General features: G+C 69.1%; 17 protein-coding genes. 10 read left to right on the top strand and 7 right to left on the bottom strand.

The annotated features are described in order from the left end of the window. Positions 1–14 precede the first annotated feature (14 nt). Positions 15–446, bottom strand: a complete 432-nt coding sequence (locus OAW74_RS07505; RefSeq protein ID WP_262873674.1) for a MarR family winged helix-turn-helix transcriptional regulator — start codon at positions 444–446, stop codon at positions 15–17. A 64-nt stretch (positions 447–510) separates the two neighbouring features. Here OAW74_RS07505 and OAW74_RS07510 point away from each other — a divergent pair, with 64 nt between their 5' ends. Next, positions 511–1,620, top strand: a complete 1,110-nt coding sequence (locus OAW74_RS07510) for a class I SAM-dependent methyltransferase (protein ID WP_262873675.1) — start codon at positions 511–513, stop codon at positions 1,618–1,620. Positions 1,621–1,661: 41 nt separating this feature from the next. Beyond that, complete coding sequence (locus OAW74_RS07515) at positions 1,662–2,021, top strand: hypothetical protein (RefSeq protein WP_262873676.1); 360 nt, start codon at positions 1,662–1,664, stop codon at positions 2,019–2,021. Between the two features lie 7 nt (positions 2,022–2,028). Here the strand turns inward: OAW74_RS07515 and OAW74_RS07520 are convergent, their stop codons facing one another. Further along, positions 2,029–2,508: a DUF6194 family protein gene (locus OAW74_RS07520; protein ID WP_262873677.1), complete on the bottom strand. Its 480-nt coding sequence runs from the start codon at positions 2,506–2,508 to the stop codon at positions 2,029–2,031. A 175-nt stretch (positions 2,509–2,683) separates the two neighbouring features. On the opposite strand from OAW74_RS07520, the gene OAW74_RS07525 reads away from it, so the two are divergent. The 3 genes from OAW74_RS07525 to OAW74_RS07535 are packed head-to-tail and all read left to right on the top strand — an operon-like array spanning position 2,684 to position 6,715. Further along, entirely contained in the window at positions 2,684–4,849 is a 2,166-nt protein-coding gene (locus OAW74_RS07525) for an MMPL family transporter (protein ID WP_262873678.1), read from the top strand. Between the two features lie 31 nt (positions 4,850–4,880). Beyond that, the gene (locus OAW74_RS07530; RefSeq protein ID WP_262873679.1) at positions 4,881–6,044 is read left to right on the top strand and encodes a sensor histidine kinase; all 1,164 of its coding nucleotides are present in this window, start codon (positions 4,881–4,883) and stop codon (positions 6,042–6,044) included. Further along, positions 6,041–6,715 carry a response regulator gene (locus tag OAW74_RS07535; RefSeq protein WP_262873680.1) on the top strand — a complete coding sequence of 225 codons (675 nt, stop codon included), beginning with the start codon at positions 6,041–6,043 and terminating at the stop codon, positions 6,713–6,715. The genes OAW74_RS07530 and OAW74_RS07535 overlap by 4 nt, the downstream gene beginning before the upstream one ends. Positions 6,716–6,779: 64 nt before the next feature. Here OAW74_RS07535 and OAW74_RS07540 read toward each other — a convergent pair whose 3' ends face one another. The 5 genes from OAW74_RS07540 to nrdH all read right to left on the bottom strand — a co-directional run bounded on the left by OAW74_RS07540 (position 6,780) and on the right by nrdH (position 11,585). Then, positions 6,780–7,598 (bottom strand): class II aldolase/adducin family protein, encoded by an 819-nt coding sequence (locus tag OAW74_RS07540; protein WP_262873681.1) that lies wholly within the window; start codon positions 7,596–7,598, stop codon positions 6,780–6,782. Positions 7,599–7,743: 145 nt separating this feature from the next. Continuing rightward, the gene (nrdF, locus tag OAW74_RS07545) at positions 7,744–8,721 is read right to left on the bottom strand and encodes a class 1b ribonucleoside-diphosphate reductase subunit beta (protein WP_262873682.1); all 978 of its coding nucleotides are present in this window, start codon (positions 8,719–8,721) and stop codon (positions 7,744–7,746) included. A gap of 49 nt (positions 8,722–8,770) precedes the next feature. After that, entirely contained in the window at positions 8,771–10,930 is a 2,160-nt protein-coding gene (gene nrdE / locus OAW74_RS07550; RefSeq protein WP_262873683.1) for a class 1b ribonucleoside-diphosphate reductase subunit alpha, read from the bottom strand. Further along, positions 10,912–11,346 (bottom strand): class Ib ribonucleoside-diphosphate reductase assembly flavoprotein NrdI, encoded by a 435-nt coding sequence (gene nrdI / locus OAW74_RS07555; RefSeq protein ID WP_262873684.1) that lies wholly within the window; start codon positions 11,344–11,346, stop codon positions 10,912–10,914. Before nrdI ends, nrdE begins: the two co-directional genes overlap by 19 nt. Positions 11,347–11,351: 5 nt before the next feature. Continuing rightward, positions 11,352–11,585, bottom strand: a complete 234-nt coding sequence (gene nrdH / locus OAW74_RS07560) for a glutaredoxin-like protein NrdH (protein WP_262873685.1) — start codon at positions 11,583–11,585, stop codon at positions 11,352–11,354. A 338-nt stretch (positions 11,586–11,923) separates the two neighbouring features. Here nrdH and OAW74_RS07565 point away from each other — a divergent pair, with 338 nt between their 5' ends. The 5 genes from OAW74_RS07565 to OAW74_RS07585 are packed head-to-tail and all read left to right on the top strand — an operon-like array spanning position 11,924 to position 16,711. Beyond that, entirely contained in the window at positions 11,924–13,129 is a 1,206-nt protein-coding gene (locus OAW74_RS07565) for an MFS transporter (protein ID WP_262873686.1), read from the top strand. 23 nt (positions 13,130–13,152) lie between these two features. Then, entirely contained in the window at positions 13,153–13,911 is a 759-nt protein-coding gene (locus tag OAW74_RS07570) for an alpha/beta fold hydrolase (RefSeq protein WP_262873687.1), read from the top strand. After that, a complete protein-coding gene (locus OAW74_RS07575) occupies positions 13,908–15,071 on the top strand; it encodes an acyl-CoA dehydrogenase family protein (protein WP_262873688.1) in 1,164 nt (387 codons plus the stop codon). Before OAW74_RS07570 ends, OAW74_RS07575 begins: the two co-directional genes overlap by 4 nt. A gap of 4 nt (positions 15,072–15,075) precedes the next feature. Continuing rightward, entirely contained in the window at positions 15,076–16,347 is a 1,272-nt protein-coding gene (locus OAW74_RS07580) for a DUF445 domain-containing protein (protein WP_262873689.1), read from the top strand. Between the two features lie 13 nt (positions 16,348–16,360). Further along, positions 16,361–16,711, top strand: coding sequence for a gamma-glutamylcyclotransferase (locus OAW74_RS07585; protein ID WP_262873690.1), 351 nt, complete (start codon positions 16,361–16,363; stop codon positions 16,709–16,711). Positions 16,712–16,743: the final 32 nt, after the last annotated feature.

Here is a 16,743-nt window from a genome sequence, read left to right on the forward strand (position 1 = left end):
CCGCATGGCGCGCGTCAGCCGGCCGCGCGGTCGGTTCCGCCGTATGGCTCCTCGTGCAGGCCCTGCAGCGCGTTGGACAGGGTCGGCACTCCGGCGCGCAGGCGCGCGTCGAGCGCGGCGAGGCGCACCTCGGCCTCGGCCAGCGCACGGCGCCCCTTCGCCGTCACCCGCAGATCGGAAGCCGCCCCGGCGTGCGACATGTCGTCGCGGGCGAGCCCGTCGTTCACGAGTGCACGAACGGCGGTGTGCGCCGTCTGCACCGTGATCTGCGAGCGCCGCGCGAGCTCCGAGAACGAGATCCCCGGGGTCGCATCGATGTGCGCGAGCAGGCCGTACTTGCGGGTCGTCAGCCCCAGGTCCTTCAGCGCAGCGCCCAGCTGCGCGTCCCACACGCTCGACACCGTCAGCAGAGCGATGACGGGGCTGAAGGGCGGGCGCTCTGGCATGGCTCTCATGGTATCGACCCCGACCCCTTCGCGGCGGTGCCGCGCGGCGCATTACCGTGGGCAGGTGACCTTCCCCTTCGATGCCCTGCGCCGGTGGCCCGACATCGAAGCGCCCGAGCTTGTCGCGGCGGATGCTGCCGACCGCCTCATCCTCGACGAATCGGCGTCGGCGCGGGCCGGGCTCGGGGCGGAGGAGTTCGTCGTCATCGGCGACGCGTACGGTGCACTCACCCTCGGCGCGGCGGCCGCGGGGGTCACCGGCATCCGCGTGCATCAGGATCCCCTCACCGGCGAGCAGGCCCTCGCGGCCAATGCGGCCGCCCTCGGCGGCGCGGAGGCGTTCCGCTCGCTGCCGCTCGAGCCCGCGCTCGTGCGCGGCGCCCGCGTCGTGCTACTGCGCCTCCCCCGCTCGCTCGACGCGCTCGACGACATCGCGGGGCTCATCGCGGCGCACGCCGCGCCCGACGTCACGGTGTTCGCCGGCGGCCGCCTCAAGCACATGACGGTCGCGATGAACGGTGTGCTCGGCCGGAGGTTCGCGCGGCTGGATGTCACCCACGCGCGCCAGAAGTCGCGTGTGCTCGTCGCCCGCGAACCGCACGACGGCGTCGATCCGCAGCCGCGGCGCTCCGAGCACGACGGACTCGTCGTCTGCGCCTACGGCGGGGCCTTCGCCGGTTCCGCGATCGACATCGGCACGCGTCTGCTGCTCGAACACCTGCCCGCAGCGATCGACGGTGACGGGATGCTGGTCGATCTCGCGTGCGGGACGGGTGTGATCGCGACGCGGCTCGCGCTGCAGCATCCGTCTCGACGCGTGCACGCGAGCGATCAGTCGGCGGCCGCCGTGGCGTCGGCACGCGCGACGGTCGCCGCGAACGGCGTGGCCGACCGAGTGGACGTCGTGCGCGACGACCTGCTGTCGTCACTGCCCGCTGCCTCGGCCGACTTCGTGGCGCTCAACCCGCCCTTCCACTCCGGCGCGGCCGTGACCGACCTCATCGCCCCCCGGATGTTCGCCGACGCGGCGCGGGTGCTGCCGCCCGGCGGCGAGCTGTGGGTCGTGTGGAACTCGCCGCTGCGCTACCGCCCCGCACTCGAGCGGCTCGTCGGGCCCACGAGGCAGATCGCGCGCAACGCCAAGTTCACCGTCACTGCGTCGGTGCGCCGCTGACGATGCGCGATGCCACAGGTCGGCGGGTTATGCTCGCCGACGTGTTCTCCACCGCCCGCGCCGCCGTGCCCCTGCTCGCCCTGACCGCCGTGCTGCTGGCCGGCTGCTCCGCCGCCTCCGAGGCCACGGCCGCCGAAGTCGCCGAGAAGTGCGGCGGCGAAGACGCCGGCATCGTCGTCTCGGGCGATGGGATCGCCTACACGCAGGCGCAGGACACCACCGGCGACGCCTACACGTGCCTCCTCGACGAGCTGCTCGACGACCAGGCCGACCGCGACGAACTGCTCAGCGCGATCGAGACGGGCGCGAGCGCCCCGCAGACCACGAGCTACGGCGACCTCGCGATCGCGTGGAACAACACCGACGGCACCGACATGTGGATCGCGTTCGACCCGCAGTAGTCGCCGCTCAGTCGGTCGTGCTCCGCTCCTGGCGTCGCTCGACGCGCCGCCGGTCGTCTTCGTGCGCGCCGCGAAGCGCCTCGACCGCGCGATCGAGCGTCGCCGAGTCCGGGTTCACGATGCTCACCCACCCGTAGGCGCCGTAGAGCGGATGCGGGATGAACACGTCGACGGCGCTGTAGTCCACCGCTGCATCGTCGGCCTGCTCGGGGGCGCGACCGATCAGCTCGGTGAAGACGGCCGATCCGACATGGATGTTCAGCCGCCAGCGGTCGGGGGCGCCGAGGCGCGACTCCTCGTCGTCGGGGTAGTCCTTCGTCACGATCGTCGCGTACGGCTGACGGTTGCGCGGCACCTCCCCGTCGGGCGCGTAGTAGAAGAAGTGATCGCCCCACGAGATCTCGGGGTGCTCGCTGCCCGGCCCGGGGGCGAGCTCGAGGATGCCGTCGAATGCGCGGACGGCGGTGAGGATCGGGGTCATCGACATGACTCCAGTGTGCTCTCGTGCCCGCTCTGCCGCCGCGCCGCACGGCAAGAGCACTCGGCATACCGCGGATGCGGTACGCCCCTGCCTGCGCCAGGGCGACGCGACGAGCCAGGGGGCGAAGCGAAGGTTGGTGATGCGGGCCTCGCTCGCGCCGCTTGTCGAAAGGACGTCCCCCATGGCTGTGCTTCTTGCTCGTCTCGGCCGCTTCTCCGGCCGCCACCGGCGGTCGATGCTGGTCACCTGGCTGACCGTGCTCGTCGCAGCGGGCGGCATCGCGATCGCCGGCATGAGCTTCGCCGATGGTGGCTTCGACGTGCCGGGCACCGACTCGAGCCGCGCGATGTCGGCCCTCGAAGACGCGTTCGGCGATCAGGATGCCGCTCCCACGCTCCAGCTGGTGGTCGAGCACGACTCCGGGGCGATCGCCGACGAGGCCGCGCAGCTGGAGGCGGCGAGGCAGGAAGCGGCAGAGCTGACACACGTGACGTCGGTGTCCGACCCGCTGGACCCCGCTCGGCCCGTCGTGTCGGAGGACGCCACGACGGTGGTGATCCAGGTCGAGTTCGACGAAATGGATGAAGAGCAGGCACACGTCGCGGCCGACGGCCTCTCGGCGATCGCAGACGAGCTGCGCGCCCACGGCCTGACCGTGGAGGTCGGCGGATCGCTGGCCGGCGGCGTCCCCGAGATCCTCGGGCCGAGCGAGGTCGTCGGCGCAGCCGTCGCGTTCCTCGTCCTGTTCCTCACGTTCGGCTCCCTCGTCGCCGCAGGAGCGAACATGCTCGTGGCATTGGTCGGCGTCGGTGTCGGTGTCCTCGGCATCCTCGCGTTCTCGGCACTCTCGCCCATCGGCACCGTCACCCCCATCCTCGCCGTCATGCTCGGCCTGGCCGTCGGCATCGACTACGGACTGTTCATCCTGTCGCGATTCCGCAGCGAGCTCCAGCACGGACGGTCGGTCGACGAGGCTGTCGGACGCGCCGTCGGAACAGCCGGCTCCTCGGTCGTGTTCGCCGGTACGACAGTGATCATCGCCCTGGTGGGGCTCACCGTCGTGGGCATCCCCTTCATCGGCGAGATGGGGCTCGCCGCCGCGTTCGCCGTCGCGGTGGCGGTCGTCATGTCGCTCACCCTGCTGCCCGCGCTGATGACGTGGATGGGACCCCGCGCGCTCTCCCGCGCGCAGCGCGCCGCGAGGCGCACCGCGGAGCGCACTCCGCGGTGGGCTGGTCTGTGGGCGCGCAACGTCACCCGCCGGCCGTGGGCCGTTCTCGTAGGGACCGCCGCCATCCTGATCATCGGCTCGCTGCCCGTGCTGGACATGCAGACCACCCTCTCCACACCGGGCGGCGAAGACCCGCAGTCCACGCAGCGCGCTGCCTACGAACTGGTCGCTGAGAAGTTCGGCGACGGCGCGCAGGATCCTCTCGTCGTCCTGGTCGAGACGGACTCCGACGTGACCCCGGCGCAGGCAGATGCGCAGGAGGCGATCAGCGACCTGTCGGATGTCGCCTCCGTGATCCCGAGCGGCGTCTCCGACGACGGACGCACGGCCATGCTCACCGTGTTCGCCGACTCCGGCCCCCTCGACGAGAGCACCGTTCAGCTGGTGCGCGATATCCGCTCTCTCGACATCGACGATGCGGAGCTGGCCGTCACCGGCGCCACCGCTGTGGGTCTGGATTCGGACGAACAGCTGCGCACCGCACTCGTGACCTACCTCGCCGTCATCGTCGGCCTCTCGCTGCTGCTTCTGGTCTTGCTCTTCCGTTCGCTGCTCGTGCCGCTGATCGCCACGGCGGGGTTCCTCCTGTCGTTGGGCGCAGGACTCGGGGCCACCGTCGCCGTCTTCCAATGGGGGTGGCTGGATGCCTTCGTGCAGGCTCCGCAGGGCAATCCGCTGCTGAGTCTGCTGCCCATCGTGGTGACCGGCATCCTGTTCGGCCTGGCGATGGATTATCAGGTCTTCCTCGTCTCGCGGATCCAGGAGGCGTACCGGCACGGCCTGACCCCGCGCGATGCGATCCGTGCCGGATTCGAGCGTTCTGCCCCCGTTGTGGTCGCCGCGGCGGCGATCATGACGGCCGTGTTCGCCGGCTTCGCGCTCAGTCCGTCGTCTCTTGTGGGCTCGATCGCCCTGGCGCTGGCCGTGGGAGTGCTCGCCGACGCCTTCCTGGTGCGCATGGTGCTCGTGCCGGCGACGCTCAGCATCCTGGGACGATCCGCATGGTGGCTGCCGCGGTGGCTCGATCGCATGCTGCCCGACCTGGACGTCGAGGGTGCGGGGCTGGACGTCTCACCGACCCCTGCCCCCCATGTCGAGCCGGTCGGCGCACGGTGACGGGCGGGCCGCGCCCGGGGAGAATGGAAGGATGACGTCGACGCGGGCGCGGCTGGGGTCGCGGTGGGAGGAGTTCTTCGACCTTGTCGGCGGAGTGACGCTGGCCGGTGTCGTCGGGATGCAGGTGATCAACGGACGCCCCCTCGCGCCGCACTGGGCAGCCGCTGTGCTCCTACTCACATCGGTCGCACTCCTCGTCGTCCGCAGGCGCGCGCCCCTGGAGGCCGCGGGCGGATCGGTCATCACGAGTGCGCTCGCCCTGCTGTTCCCGCAGACGGCGCTGGTGGTCTGGGTACTGGCGGAGGTGTGCCTGTTCTCGGTACCACTGCGCCGATCACGCGGTGCGACGGTCGTGGTCGGTTCCGCGCACGCAGCGGTGCTGTACTTGGGCGCACCGCTGGCGTTCGGCGTGCCGCTGTGGGACCCCGTCGCACTCGCGCTGCCGGTGTGGACCGGAGCGGTGATGGCGTTCGGCACAGCCCTTCGCACGCAACAGGACCACGTCGACTCGCTCGAGGAGCAGGCCCGCACATCCGCCGCGGTGCGGGAGAGCGAGGTCCTCCGGCGGGTGGGAGCCGAGCGGCTGCACATCGCGCGGGACCTGCACGACTCGGTCGCGAACTCGCTCGCCGTCATCAACCTCGAGAGCACCAACGCGCGCCGCCACCTCGAAGACGACCCCCAGCGGAGCCGCCGCTCGCTGGAGGTCATCCGGGCGGTCACACGATCGACCATCGGTGAGCTGGCCGACATCCTCACCGTGCTGCGCGAGACCGAGGACGACTCCGACCGCACTCTGGCAACCGCCGCGAACATCCCGCGCGTGATCGAGCTGCTCGCCCGCTCCGGTCGTCGGATCGAGGCGAGCCTGGGCGCGCTGGAGACCGCCAGGCTCGACCCGCTGGCCGACGCCGCACTGTTCCGCGTCGCGCAGGAATCCCTCACCAATGCGCACCGACACGGCGCAGGCGACATCTCGATCTCGGCTGAGACCGACGTGGGCATGGTGACCCTCACCGTCGCGAACGACCTGGCATCCCCACTGGAGCGGAGCGGCGAATCCGGTTTCGGCCTGGTCGGCATGCGCGAGCGGGTCGAACTGGCCGGCGGCAGCATCCAGGCCGGTCTCCGCGACGGTCGCTTCGTGGTTCGCGCGCGTCTGCCCCTCACCCCGGGCGAGAAGGAGAATCCATGACCACCGTCGTGCTCATCGACGACCAGGCGATGATCCGTGCCGGGCTGCGCGGCATCCTCGAAGATGCCGGCATCTCCGTGGTCGCCGAGGCCGCTGACGGCAGGCAGGGTGTCGAGGCGGTCCAGCGCACCCGGCCCGATGCCGTGCTGCTCGATCTGCGGATGCCGATCATGGACGGAGTCGAGACGGTGCGACGGCTTCGCGCCGACGAGGGGACCACGGGCGTGAGAATCCTCGTGCTCACGACGTTCGACGCCGACCAGGATGTCATCGCGGCCCTCAGCGCCGGTGCCGACGGATTCCTCGGCAAGACGGCGGAGCCCGAGGAACTCGTCGCGGCAGTCGGCGCCGTCGCGCGCGGCGAAGCGAGTCTGTCGCCGCGCGCCGCGCGGGCGGTGATCGCCCACCTGGGATCGCGAACGGCGCAGCCCGCAGACCCCGCACTCGTCTCTCGGGTCGAGAGCCTGACCGCACGCGAGCGCGACCTCGTCCGCTACGCAGCAGAAGGCTGGGACAACCAGCGCATCGCCCGCGAACTCGTCATCTCGCCGCACACCGTCAAGACCCACCTGAACCGGGCGATGATGAAGCTCGATGCCCGCGACCGCGGCCAGCTGGTGGCCTTCGCGTTCAGATCGGGGATGCTGCGCGACGCACCGACCGGCCACTGACCGCGGCGCCTTGTCCGCTCATCCGTGAGCGGCACCCACACACATCGTCCGGGCTCTCCTCGATTCAGCCGACCCAGGGGGATTCGACTCCGAACGCATCGGCGACCGCGCGGACCTCCTCGGGGAGGAGACCTTCGCCCCTGCCCCCGGCGAGAAGATTCATGTATTCGTACTTGGCGCCGGTCTCCGCGTACTCGACGCGGTCGACTGCCCGTGTCACCGAGACGTCGGATCGAGACATCGTGCCGTGCTTGCTCCACAGGACGATCTCGACGTCGCGCAATCGGGCCACGTTGGCATCCATCAGAGTCGTGGACCCCGGCACCATGAATTCGAGCACACCGATCCCCTTCGACAGCGCGACGATCGACTCGGGTTCCCACCGAAGGATCGCGGCATTCATCGCACGATCGCTGCGGTAGGCGGGGATATGGCTGAGGTGGGTCAGATGCGGCGGCTGCGCGTGGACGACGGCGTGGAACGGCAGGTCGCGCCGACCCACCTGGTCATCGTGCACGCCGAGGTGCGAGTTGAACTCGCTCGTGAGTCTGTCGAACGCGCGTCGCGGTGAGGTGAGCATCTCTGCCCGCAGACCGTCCCCGTCCACGACGACCGCACCGATCGCAGCCGCAGGATCGTCGGCGATCTGACGCAGGCGCCGACCCGAGCCCGTCACGAGAAGCGTGCGACCCACGAGGTGCGGTGCGGGCAGCGGCAGTTCGATGCGCTCGGAGATCGGAAAGACGTCGCGCAGGCGCGGCAACTCGTCGACGCAGATCGAGATGTTGCCGGCGCCGGCTTCGCTCGCGTCGATCTCGCAGATCCGGCGGCCGGCGGCACCCATCGACGCCAGGTGCTCTTCTACCGTAGGCCGCTTGTTCATGACTGCACTCCTCCATGCCTGAAACGATTCATTTCACCCTATCAGTGGTCCGACCACACTGGGTGTCCTCCGTATTCCTGGAACGCGAAAAGGGGCCGAGGACCGCACGATGCCGCGGTTCTCGGCCCCTTTCAGGCGTCTCGCGTCAGAAGTCCCAGTCCTCGTCTTCGGTGGCGACGGCCTTGCCGATGACGTAGCTCGATCCACTCCCGCTGAAGAAGTCGTGGTTCTCGTCGGCGTTCGGCGAGAGGGCCGACAGGATCGCCGGGTTGACGTTCGTCACCGTCGAAGGGAACATCGCCTCGTAGCCCAGGTTCATGAGGGCCTTGTTGGCGTTGTAGTGCAGGAACTTCTTGACATCTTCGGTCAGTCCGATGCCGTCGTAGAGGTCCTGCGTGTACTGGATCTCGTTGTCGTAGAGCTCGTACAGCAGCGAGAACGTGTAGTCCTTGATGTCGTCGCGCTCGGCCTGCGAGATGCGCTCCAGGCCCTTCTGGAACTTGTAGCCGATGTAGTAGCCGTGCACGGCCTCGTCGCGGATGATGAGGCGGATGATGTCGGCCGTGTTCGTGAGCTTGGCCTTCGACGACCAGTACAGCGGCAGGTAGAAGCCCGAGTAGAACAGGAACGACTCCAGCAGCGTCGAGGCCACCTTGCGCTTGAGGGGCTCGTCACCGCGGTAGTAGTCCATGACGATCTGAGCCTTCTTCTGAAGGTTCGGGTTCTCCACCGACCAGCGGAACGCGTCGTCGATCTCGGGCGTCGAGCACAGCGTCGAGAAGATCGACGAGTAGCTCTTGGCGTGCACCGACTCCATGAACGCGATGTTCGTGTAGACGGCCTCTTCGTGCGGGGTGATCGCATCGGGGATGAGCGAGACGGCGCCGACCGTGCCCTGGATGGTGTCCAGCAGGGTGAGCCCCGTGAACACCCGCATCGTGGTGGTCTGCTCTTCAGGCGTCAGCGTCGCCCACGACTGCACGTCGTTGGACAGCGGCACCTTCTCGGGCAGCCAGAAGTTGTTCACCAGGCGGTTCCAGACCTCGAGGTCCTTGTCGTCCTGGATGCGGTTCCAGTTGATCGCCTGCACGTGGTCGACGAGCTTGAGCGGTTCGGGAGTCATGTCGATGTTCCTCGGTCTTCTGAGTCGATGAGGGCGGTGGTGCGGCTGGTCACAGCATGCAGCTGACGCAGCCGTCCACTTCCGTACCCTCGAGGGCCATCTGGCGCAGGCGGATGTAGTAGATCGTCTTGATGCCCTTGCGCCACGCGTAGATCTGCGCCTTGTTGATGTCGCGCGTGGTGGCGGTGTCTTTGAAGAACAGCGTCAGCGACAGACCCTGGTCGACGTGCTGGGTGGCCGCCGCATACGTGTCGATGACCTTCTCGTAGCCGATCTCGTAGGCGTCCTCGTAGAACGGCAGGTTCTCGTTCGTCATGAACGGCGCCGGGTAATAGACGCGGCCGATCTTGCCTTCCTTGCGGATCTCGATCTTCGACGCGATCGGGTGGATCGAGCTCGTCGAGTTGTTGATGTACGAGATCGATCCGGTCGGCGGAACGGCCTGCAGGTTCTGGTTGTAGATGCCGTGCTCCTGGATCGAGGCCTTGAGCTCGCGCCAGTCGTCCTGCGTGGGGATGTCGATGCCGGCGAACAGCTCGACGACCCGCTCGGTCTGGGGCACCCACTCCTCGTCGATGTACTTGTCGAAGAACTCCCCCGACGCGTAGGTCGAGTCGGCGAAGCCGTCGAAGGCCGTGCCGCGCTCGATCGCGATGCTGTTCGACGCGCGCAGGGCGTGGAACAGCACCGTGTAGAAGTAGATGTTCGTGAAGTCCAGACCCTCTTCGGAGCCGTAGCGCACGTGCTCGCGGGCGAGGTAGCCGTGCAGGTTCATCTGCCCCAGGCCGATCGCGTGCGAGCGGTCGTTGCCGTCTTCGATCGAGCGGACGGAGGCGATGTGGCTCTGGTCGCTGACGGCGGTGAGGGCGCGGATGCTGGTCTCCACCGTGCCGGCGAGGTCCTTGCCGTCCATCGCGAGCGCGATGTTCATCGAGCCCAGGTTGCACGAGATGTCCTTGCCGATCTCGGCGTACGAAAGGTCTTCGTTGTACGACGTCGGCGTGTTGACCTGCAGGATCTCCGAGCACAGGTTCGACATGTTGATGCGGCCCTTGATCGGGTTGGCCTTGTTCACCGTGTCTTCGAACATGATGTACGGGTAGCCCGACTCGAACTGGATCTCGGCGAGGGTCTGGAAGAACTCGCGCGCATTGATCTTGGTCTTCTTGATGCGCGCGTCGTCGACCATCTCGCGGTACTTCTCGGTGACCGAGATGTCGCCGAACGGCACTCCGTAGACCTTCTCGACGTCGTACGGCGAGAACAGGTACATGTCTTCGCCGTTACGTGCCAGCTCGAAGGTGATGTCGGGGATCACGACGCCGAGCGACAGTGTCTTGATGCGGATCTTCTCGTCGGCGTTCTCGCGCTTGGTGTCGAGGAACTTGAGGATGTCCGGGTGGTGCGCCGAGAGGTACACGGCACCCGCGCCCTGACGTGCGCCGAGCTGGTTGGCGTACGAGAAGGAGTCTTCGAGCAGCTTCATCACGGGGATGATGCCGCTGGACTGGTTCTCGATCTGCTTGATCGGGGCGCCGGCTTCGCGGATGTTCGACAGCAGGAGTGCGACGCCGCCGCCGCGCTTGCTCAGCTGGAGGGCCGAGTTGATGCCGCGGGCGATCGACTCCATGTTGTCTTCGATGCGCAACAGGAAGCAGCTCACGAGCTCGCCGCGCTGCGCCTTGCCGGTGTTGAGGAAGGTGGGGGTCGCCGGCTGGAAGCGACCGGAGACGATCTCGTCGACGAGCGCGACGGCCAGCTGCTGGTCGCCGTCGGCCAGGCCCAGCGCCGTCATCACGACGCGGTCTTCGAAACGCTCGAGGTAGCGCTTGCCGTCGAAGGTCTTCAGCGTGTAGCTCGTGTAGTACTTGAACGCCCCGAGGAACGTCTCGAAGCGGAACTTCGCGCCGTAGGCGCGGTCGTTGAGCTGCTGGATGAACTCGAAGGGGTACTTCTCGAGCACGGCGCCTTCGTAGTACTGCTTCTCGACGAGGTAGTCGAGGCGCTCCTTGAGGGAGTGGAAGAACACCGTGTTCTGGTTCACGTGCTGCAGGAAGTACTCCCGCGCGGCGCGCTTGTCGGCGTCGAACTGGATCTGGCCGTCGGCGCCGTAGAGGTTGAGCATCGCGTTGAGCGCGTGGTAGTCGAGACCCTCGAATCGCGGGTCGGTCTTGAATTCCGCCTCGGTCTTCACTGCAGATTCCACCATCGTTCCAATCCGTCGCTCACGCGATCGACGTCGTCCTGCGTGCCGAAAAGTTCGAGCCGGTACAAGTGCGGCACACGGCACTTGCGGCTGATGATGTCTCCGGCGACGCAGAACTGCTCGCCGAAGTTGGTGTTGCCCGCGGAGATGACCCCGCGGATCAGGCTCCGGTTGCCCTCATCGTTGAGGAATCGGATGACCTGCTTGGGAACGGCGCCCTTCTCCACACCGCGCCCCTGGCCTCCCCCGTAGGTGGGGGTGACCAGAACGAACGGCTCCTCGACGGTGAGCGGGCCGTCCGACGCGTGGAGAGGGATGCGCACCGCCCGCAGATCGAGCTTGTCGATGAAGCGGGCGGTGTTCCCCGAGATGCTGGAGAAGTACACGAGCAGCGGGGCGCTCGTGGCCACCGTGCTCATGAGGGTCAACCCAGGCGCGAGGCGAGCTCGTCGATCTTGTCGGGGCGGAAGCCCGACCAGTGGTCTTCGTCGGTGATCACGACGGGCGCCTGCAGGTAGCCGAGCGCCTTGACCTGCTCGAGCGCGGCCGGGTCCTGCGACAGGTCGTGAACCTCGTACTCCAGGCCCTTGGAGTCCAGCGCGCGGTACGTCGCGGTGCACTGCACACAGGCCGGCTTCGTGTAGACGGTGATCGCCATGGTGTCCGTCTCTCCCCTCGTTCTCAACGTTCTGACCGGCAGAGCCCCCGCCGGGAGTCCAATACTACATATGGGTGCCGACATTGGATAGCACCACAAGGGATAGTAGTTACATCCGTGTAGTTTTCCACCGCTCTCCCCATGTACAACACAGGTTCTCCACCGTTTCATCCACAGTCGACAGGTTCGCCAAAACGCCTGAATCATGCGGAATTCGGATGCCGCCGCATCCGCTGTCCACAGATCACACGCTAGAAGGGGCCTCCGACATCGCGAGAGCCTGTGGAGGACGCCCGTCGGCGTGTCGCGGCTGCGGCCGGGGCGAGTAGCGTTGAGGAGTGCCCACCTACCGCGAACTCCTGCGCACTCCGGGTGTCGGGCGCATCATCGCGGCGCAGCTGACGGCGCGGTTCCCCAACGGCATGACGAGCCTGGCGATCCTGCTGCACATCGAGCACGTCACGGGCTCCTACGGCGCGGCAGGGCTGGTGTTGGCGGCGACCTCCGTCGGGCAGGCGATCGCCGGCCCCGTCACGAGCCGGTGGATGGGCATCTGGGGCATGCGCAAGGTGCTCACCCTCACCCTCACGATCTGCGCCGTCGCCCTCACGGTGCTCGCCCTCGGCGAGATGGTGCTGCCGGCCTACATGGCGCTGGGGCTCATCGCGGGGCTGTCCACGCCGCCCGTGCAGTCGGCGGTGCGCACGATCTATCCGAAGCTCGTCAACTCCCGCCAGCTCACTCCGCTGTTCTCGCTCGACGCGTCGTTGCAGGAGATCATCTGGATCCTGGCGCCCGTTCTCATCACCTTCGTCGCGACGCAGGCGGGTACGGTGCCCGCGCTGCTGCTGATCGTCGTCATCCTGATCGGCGGCGGGGCGTGGTTCATCCTCTCCCCCGAGGTCGGGCGTGTGCGCATCCCGCGCAGCCGTCGCAGCTTCGGCAAGGTGCTCGCCAAGCCCGCCGTGCTGCTGGCGACGATCATCGGCCTGCTGCTCATCGGCGCCTGCGCGGCGGTCGAGGCCGGCGTCGTGGCCTCGTTCGGCCATGGGGGGCTGGAGGCCGGCATCGTGCTGGCCCTCTTCTCGGTGGGGAGCCTCGCCGGCGGCCTCAGCTTCGGACACGTGCCGATCGGGCCGTGGGCGATGGCGCGGCGCCTCGGGATCGTCACGGTCGGCATCGCCCTGACGACGGTCTCGCTCAACGTCTGGTGGCTGGGCGGCACCCTCGTGCTCGCCGGCATCGGCATCGCACCGGCCCTCGCGGTGCTGTTCGCGATGACCTCTGCCAGCGTCAAGTTCAGCGACACGGCAGAGGCCTACGGCTGGGTCGGCACGGGCCAGCTCATCGGCGCGGCCGCCGGCTCCGCCGTCGCGGGCTTCCTCATCGACGGCACCGGACCGGTCGGCGCGTACTGGGCAGCGGCCGGCTTCGCCGCCGTGGGCCTGATCGTCTCGGTCGTCTTCGTGCGCGGCTTCCCCGACCTGAGGGGCCGCGACGCGAGCCCCATCCCCGACACCGAGCCGGTGCCCGTCATCACCTGAGCGCGCGGTCGTAGGCTGAAGCCATGCCCGCACCCGTCACGCTCCCCCGCCTCTCGTGGGGCGACCCGCTCGCTCCCCGTCGTGCCCTGCTGGTGCACGGCCTCGGCTCGAACGGCGCACTCATGTGGCGCTACGGCGCGGCGCTGGCCGATGACGGCTGGCGGGCCGACGCCGTCGACCTGCGCGGCCACGGCGCCGCTCCCCGCGCGCTGGACTACACGATCCCGGCTTACACGGCTGATATCGCCGCCACACGCCCCGACGGCGCGGCCGGCAGGTGGGACCTCGTGATCGGCCACTCGCTCGGCGGCGCGGCCGCCACCCTCGCCGCGGCCGACGACCCGGAGTGGACCCGCCGCCTCGTGCTGATCGACCCGGCGATCCACCTGTCGGCGCACGACCGCGAGATCGTCCGCGAGAGCCAGGAGGCGTCGTTCGCCGATCCCACGGTCGCGTTCGTGCGCGCGGAGCATCCGAACTGGCATCCCCAAGACATCGAGCTCAAGGCGGTGTCGGCCCAGCAGGCCAGTCGATGGGCGGTCGAGCAGACCAGCATCCAGAACTCGCGCTGGGACGTGCGTGAGGCCGCCCTGCGTCTGCGCGTGCCGACCCACGTCATCGCGAGCGATCCGCGGGTCTACTCGATCTTCGCGGGCGCGCTCGTCGACGAGGTGCGGGCCAATCCCGTCGTGACGGTGTCGGTCGTCGCCGGCGCCGGGCACTCGCCGCACCGCGACGACCCCGACGAGACCCTCCGACAGCTGCGCGAGGCGCTCGCATGAGCGGCGTCTTCGATCCGGCGTCGATCCTTCCCGACGACCTGCTCGACCGCATCCGCGAGCGCGCCGCCGTGCACGACCGCGACAACACCTTTCCGCAGGACGACCTCGACGAGTTGACCGCGGCCGGCTATCTCGCGATCCTCGTGCCGACCGAGCTGGGCGGCGCGGGACTGGGGCTCGCCGAGGCCTCGCTGCTGCAGCAGCGTCTCGCCGGCGCCGCGCCCGCGACGGCGCTCGCGATCAACATGCACCTCGTCTGGACGGGCGTCGCCAAGGTGCTCGCCGACCGCGGCATCGACGACCTGACCTTCGTGCAGGCCGGCGCCGCCGCCGGTGAGGTGTTCGCCTTCGGCATCAGCGAGGCCGGCAACGACCTGGTGCTCTTCGGCAGCGACACGGATGCCGCACCCCAGCCCGACGGCGGCTACGCGTTCACCGGCACCAAGATCTTCACCTCGCTCGCCCCGGTGTGGACGCAGCTGGGCCTGCACGGCCTCGACACCACTTCACCAGGCGCCCCGAAGCTCGTCTACGCCTTCGTGCCGCGCACCGAGGCGGTCGTGACCCGCGGCGACTGGGACACCGTGGGCATGCGCGGCACGCAGTCGCGCACGACCGAGCTGCACGGGGCCGTCGCCCCCGCCGACCGCGTCGTGCGGCGGGTGCCGCCTGGGCCCACCCCCGACCCCATCGTGTTCGGCATCTTCAGCGTCTTCGAGCTGCTGCTGGCCTCGGTCTACACCGGCATCGCGCGACGCGCGCTCGACCTCGCGGTGGAGACGGCGAACAAGCGCCCCTCGAAGAAGACGGGTCGCAGCTATGCGCAAGACCCCGACATCCGGTGGCGCATCGCCGAGATGGCCCTCGCCTACGACGCCCTGCCCCCGCAGATCGAGGCCCTCTGCCGCGCCGTCGACGAGGTCGCGCCCACCGACGCCCGCTGGTTCTCGTACATGAGCGGCGTCAAGCACCGCGCCGTGACGACGGCGAAGTCGGTCGTCGACGAGGCCGTGCTGGTCGCCGGCGGCTCGTCGTACTTCTCCCGCTCCGAGCTCGGCCGCCTCTACCGCGACGTGCTCGCTGGCCTCTTCCACCCCTCCGACCCCGAGTCGGCGCACTCGACCGTGGCCGCGGCGTGGCTGGGGCCGGCGGAGGACTGAGCCGATGGCACGCCCCGCCGCCGCGCCGCTGAGCCCCGCCGACCTCGAACGGCGCCGCGGGCTGCGCACGATGAAGGGCGTGGCCCTCGGTGCGCTGCTGTTCATGGCGGTGCTGTTCGTCGTCGCGTTCACGCTGCAGACCACCTACCCCGCGATGGCCTACGTGCGCGCGGCGGCCGAGGGCGGCATGGTGGGCGCGCTGGCCGACTGGTTCGCGGTGACGGCGCTGTTCCGGCATCCGCTCGGCATCCCCATTCCGCACACCGCGATCATCCCGAACCGCAAGGACGAGATCGGGGCGACCCTCGGCGAGTTCGTCGAGACCGAGTTCCTCCGCGGCGACGTCGTGCGCGCGAAGCTCGAGACGACGGCGATCGCGGCGCGCCTGGGCGAATGGCTCGCGGTGCCCGAGCATGCCGAGCGTGTCGGCGCCGAGGCGTCGCTGATGGCCTCGGGCGTGCTCGAGGCGCTCAGCGACGACGACGTGCAGGACGTGTTGACCGACCTCGCACGCGAGCACCTCATCGCCCCCGAGTGGGCGCCGGCCCTCGGCGGATGGCTGGAGCGGATCGTGGATGCCGGCGCCCACCGCGGCGCGGTGGACCTCGCCGTCGACAGCATCGCCGTGTGGCTCGCCGCCAATCGGGCGGCCTTCGGCGGCCTCGTCTCCCGACGGCTTCCCGGGTGGGTGCCGTCCATCGCGCACCGCCTCGTCGACGACACGGTCTACAGCGAGGCGGTGAAGTTCGTGGCCGCCGTTCAGGCCGACCCGCAGCATCCGGCCCGCCGCGCCGTCGACGGCTACCTCGCCCGGCTCGCCGACAACCTGCAGCACGACCCCACGACGATCGGGCGCCTCGAAGACGCGAAGGGATCGGTGTTCGACAGCCCGCGGGTGCGCGAGCTCGCGGCGCAGGCGTGGGAGACCGCGAAGGCCGGGCTCCTGACGTCGCTGGCCGATCCGGGCAGCGCGCTGCGCCGGCGGCTGGCCGACGCCCTCGGCGAGATCGGCACGCGCCTGGCCACCGAGAGACCGCTGCAGCAGCGGGTCGACGGGTGGGTGACCGATGCCGCCGTCTTCCTCGTCGATCGCTACCGTCACGACATCGCCTCGATCATCACCGATACCGTCGAACGCTGGGATGCCGCCGAGACGACGGCCAAGATCGAGCTCATGGTGGGGCGCGACCTGCAGTACATCCGACTCAACGGCACGATCGTCGGAGCCCTCGCCGGACTCGCGATCTTCACCATCGCGCACGCCCTCCTCGGCTAGGTAGCCTGAGCGCATGAGCACGACCGCCGACCAGCTGCTGTTCAGCTACGGCGCGCTGCTGGGCGACGATCTGCGCAGACTCACCTTCGGGCGCATCATCGCCACGGAGGCCGCCGTGCTCACCGGCTACACCGTCGACTACGTCGAGGTCGAAGACACCCGCTTCGGCGAGCTGACCGGCCTCGCCTCGCACCCCATGCTGCGACGGACAGGCAACTCGCACGACAAAGTGGTCGGCGAGCTGCTCCTGCTGACCGAACAGGAGCTCGACGCGGCCGACCAGTTCGAGATGTCGCTGTTCCGCCGGGGCACCGTGACGCTCGACAGCGGCCGCGAGGCGTGGGCCTACTTCTCGAGCCGATGAGCCCTCCCTTCGACCACCACGACCACTCCGAC

The sequence above is a fragment of the Microbacterium fluvii genome (assembly GCF_025515205.1).
Taxonomy (GTDB): Bacteria; Actinomycetota; Actinomycetes; order Actinomycetales; family Microbacteriaceae; genus Microbacterium; species Microbacterium fluvii.

Coding starts and splice junctions, on each gene's coding strand:
- nrdF (WP_262873682.1), bottom strand. CDS start 8,721: ATGACTCCCGAACCGCTCAAGCTCGTCGACCACGTGCAGGCGATCAAC.
- OAW74_RS07520 (WP_262873677.1), bottom strand. CDS start 2,508: ATGTCGATGACCCCGATCCTCACCGCCGTCCGCGCATTCGACGGCATC.
- OAW74_RS07540 (WP_262873681.1), bottom strand. CDS start 7,598: ATGAACAAGCGGCCTACGGTAGAAGAGCACCTGGCGTCGATGGGTGCC.
- OAW74_RS07585 (WP_262873690.1), top strand. CDS start 16,361: ATGAGCACGACCGCCGACCAGCTGCTGTTCAGCTACGGCGCGCTGCTG.
- nrdE (WP_262873683.1), bottom strand. CDS start 10,930: ATGGTGGAATCTGCAGTGAAGACCGAGGCGGAATTCAAGACCGACCCG.
- OAW74_RS07580 (WP_262873689.1), top strand. CDS start 15,076: ATGGCACGCCCCGCCGCCGCGCCGCTGAGCCCCGCCGACCTCGAACGG.
- OAW74_RS07525 (WP_262873678.1), top strand. CDS start 2,684: ATGGCTGTGCTTCTTGCTCGTCTCGGCCGCTTCTCCGGCCGCCACCGG.
- OAW74_RS07575 (WP_262873688.1), top strand. CDS start 13,908: ATGAGCGGCGTCTTCGATCCGGCGTCGATCCTTCCCGACGACCTGCTC.
- OAW74_RS07535 (WP_262873680.1), top strand. CDS start 6,041: ATGACCACCGTCGTGCTCATCGACGACCAGGCGATGATCCGTGCCGGG.
- OAW74_RS07530 (WP_262873679.1), top strand. CDS start 4,881: ATGACGTCGACGCGGGCGCGGCTGGGGTCGCGGTGGGAGGAGTTCTTC.
- nrdI (WP_262873684.1), bottom strand. CDS start 11,346: ATGAGCACGGTGGCCACGAGCGCCCCGCTGCTCGTGTACTTCTCCAGC.
- nrdH (WP_262873685.1), bottom strand. CDS start 11,585: ATGGCGATCACCGTCTACACGAAGCCGGCCTGTGTGCAGTGCACCGCG.
- OAW74_RS07505 (WP_262873674.1), bottom strand. CDS start 446: ATGCCAGAGCGCCCGCCCTTCAGCCCCGTCATCGCTCTGCTGACGGTG.
- OAW74_RS07570 (WP_262873687.1), top strand. CDS start 13,153: ATGCCCGCACCCGTCACGCTCCCCCGCCTCTCGTGGGGCGACCCGCTC.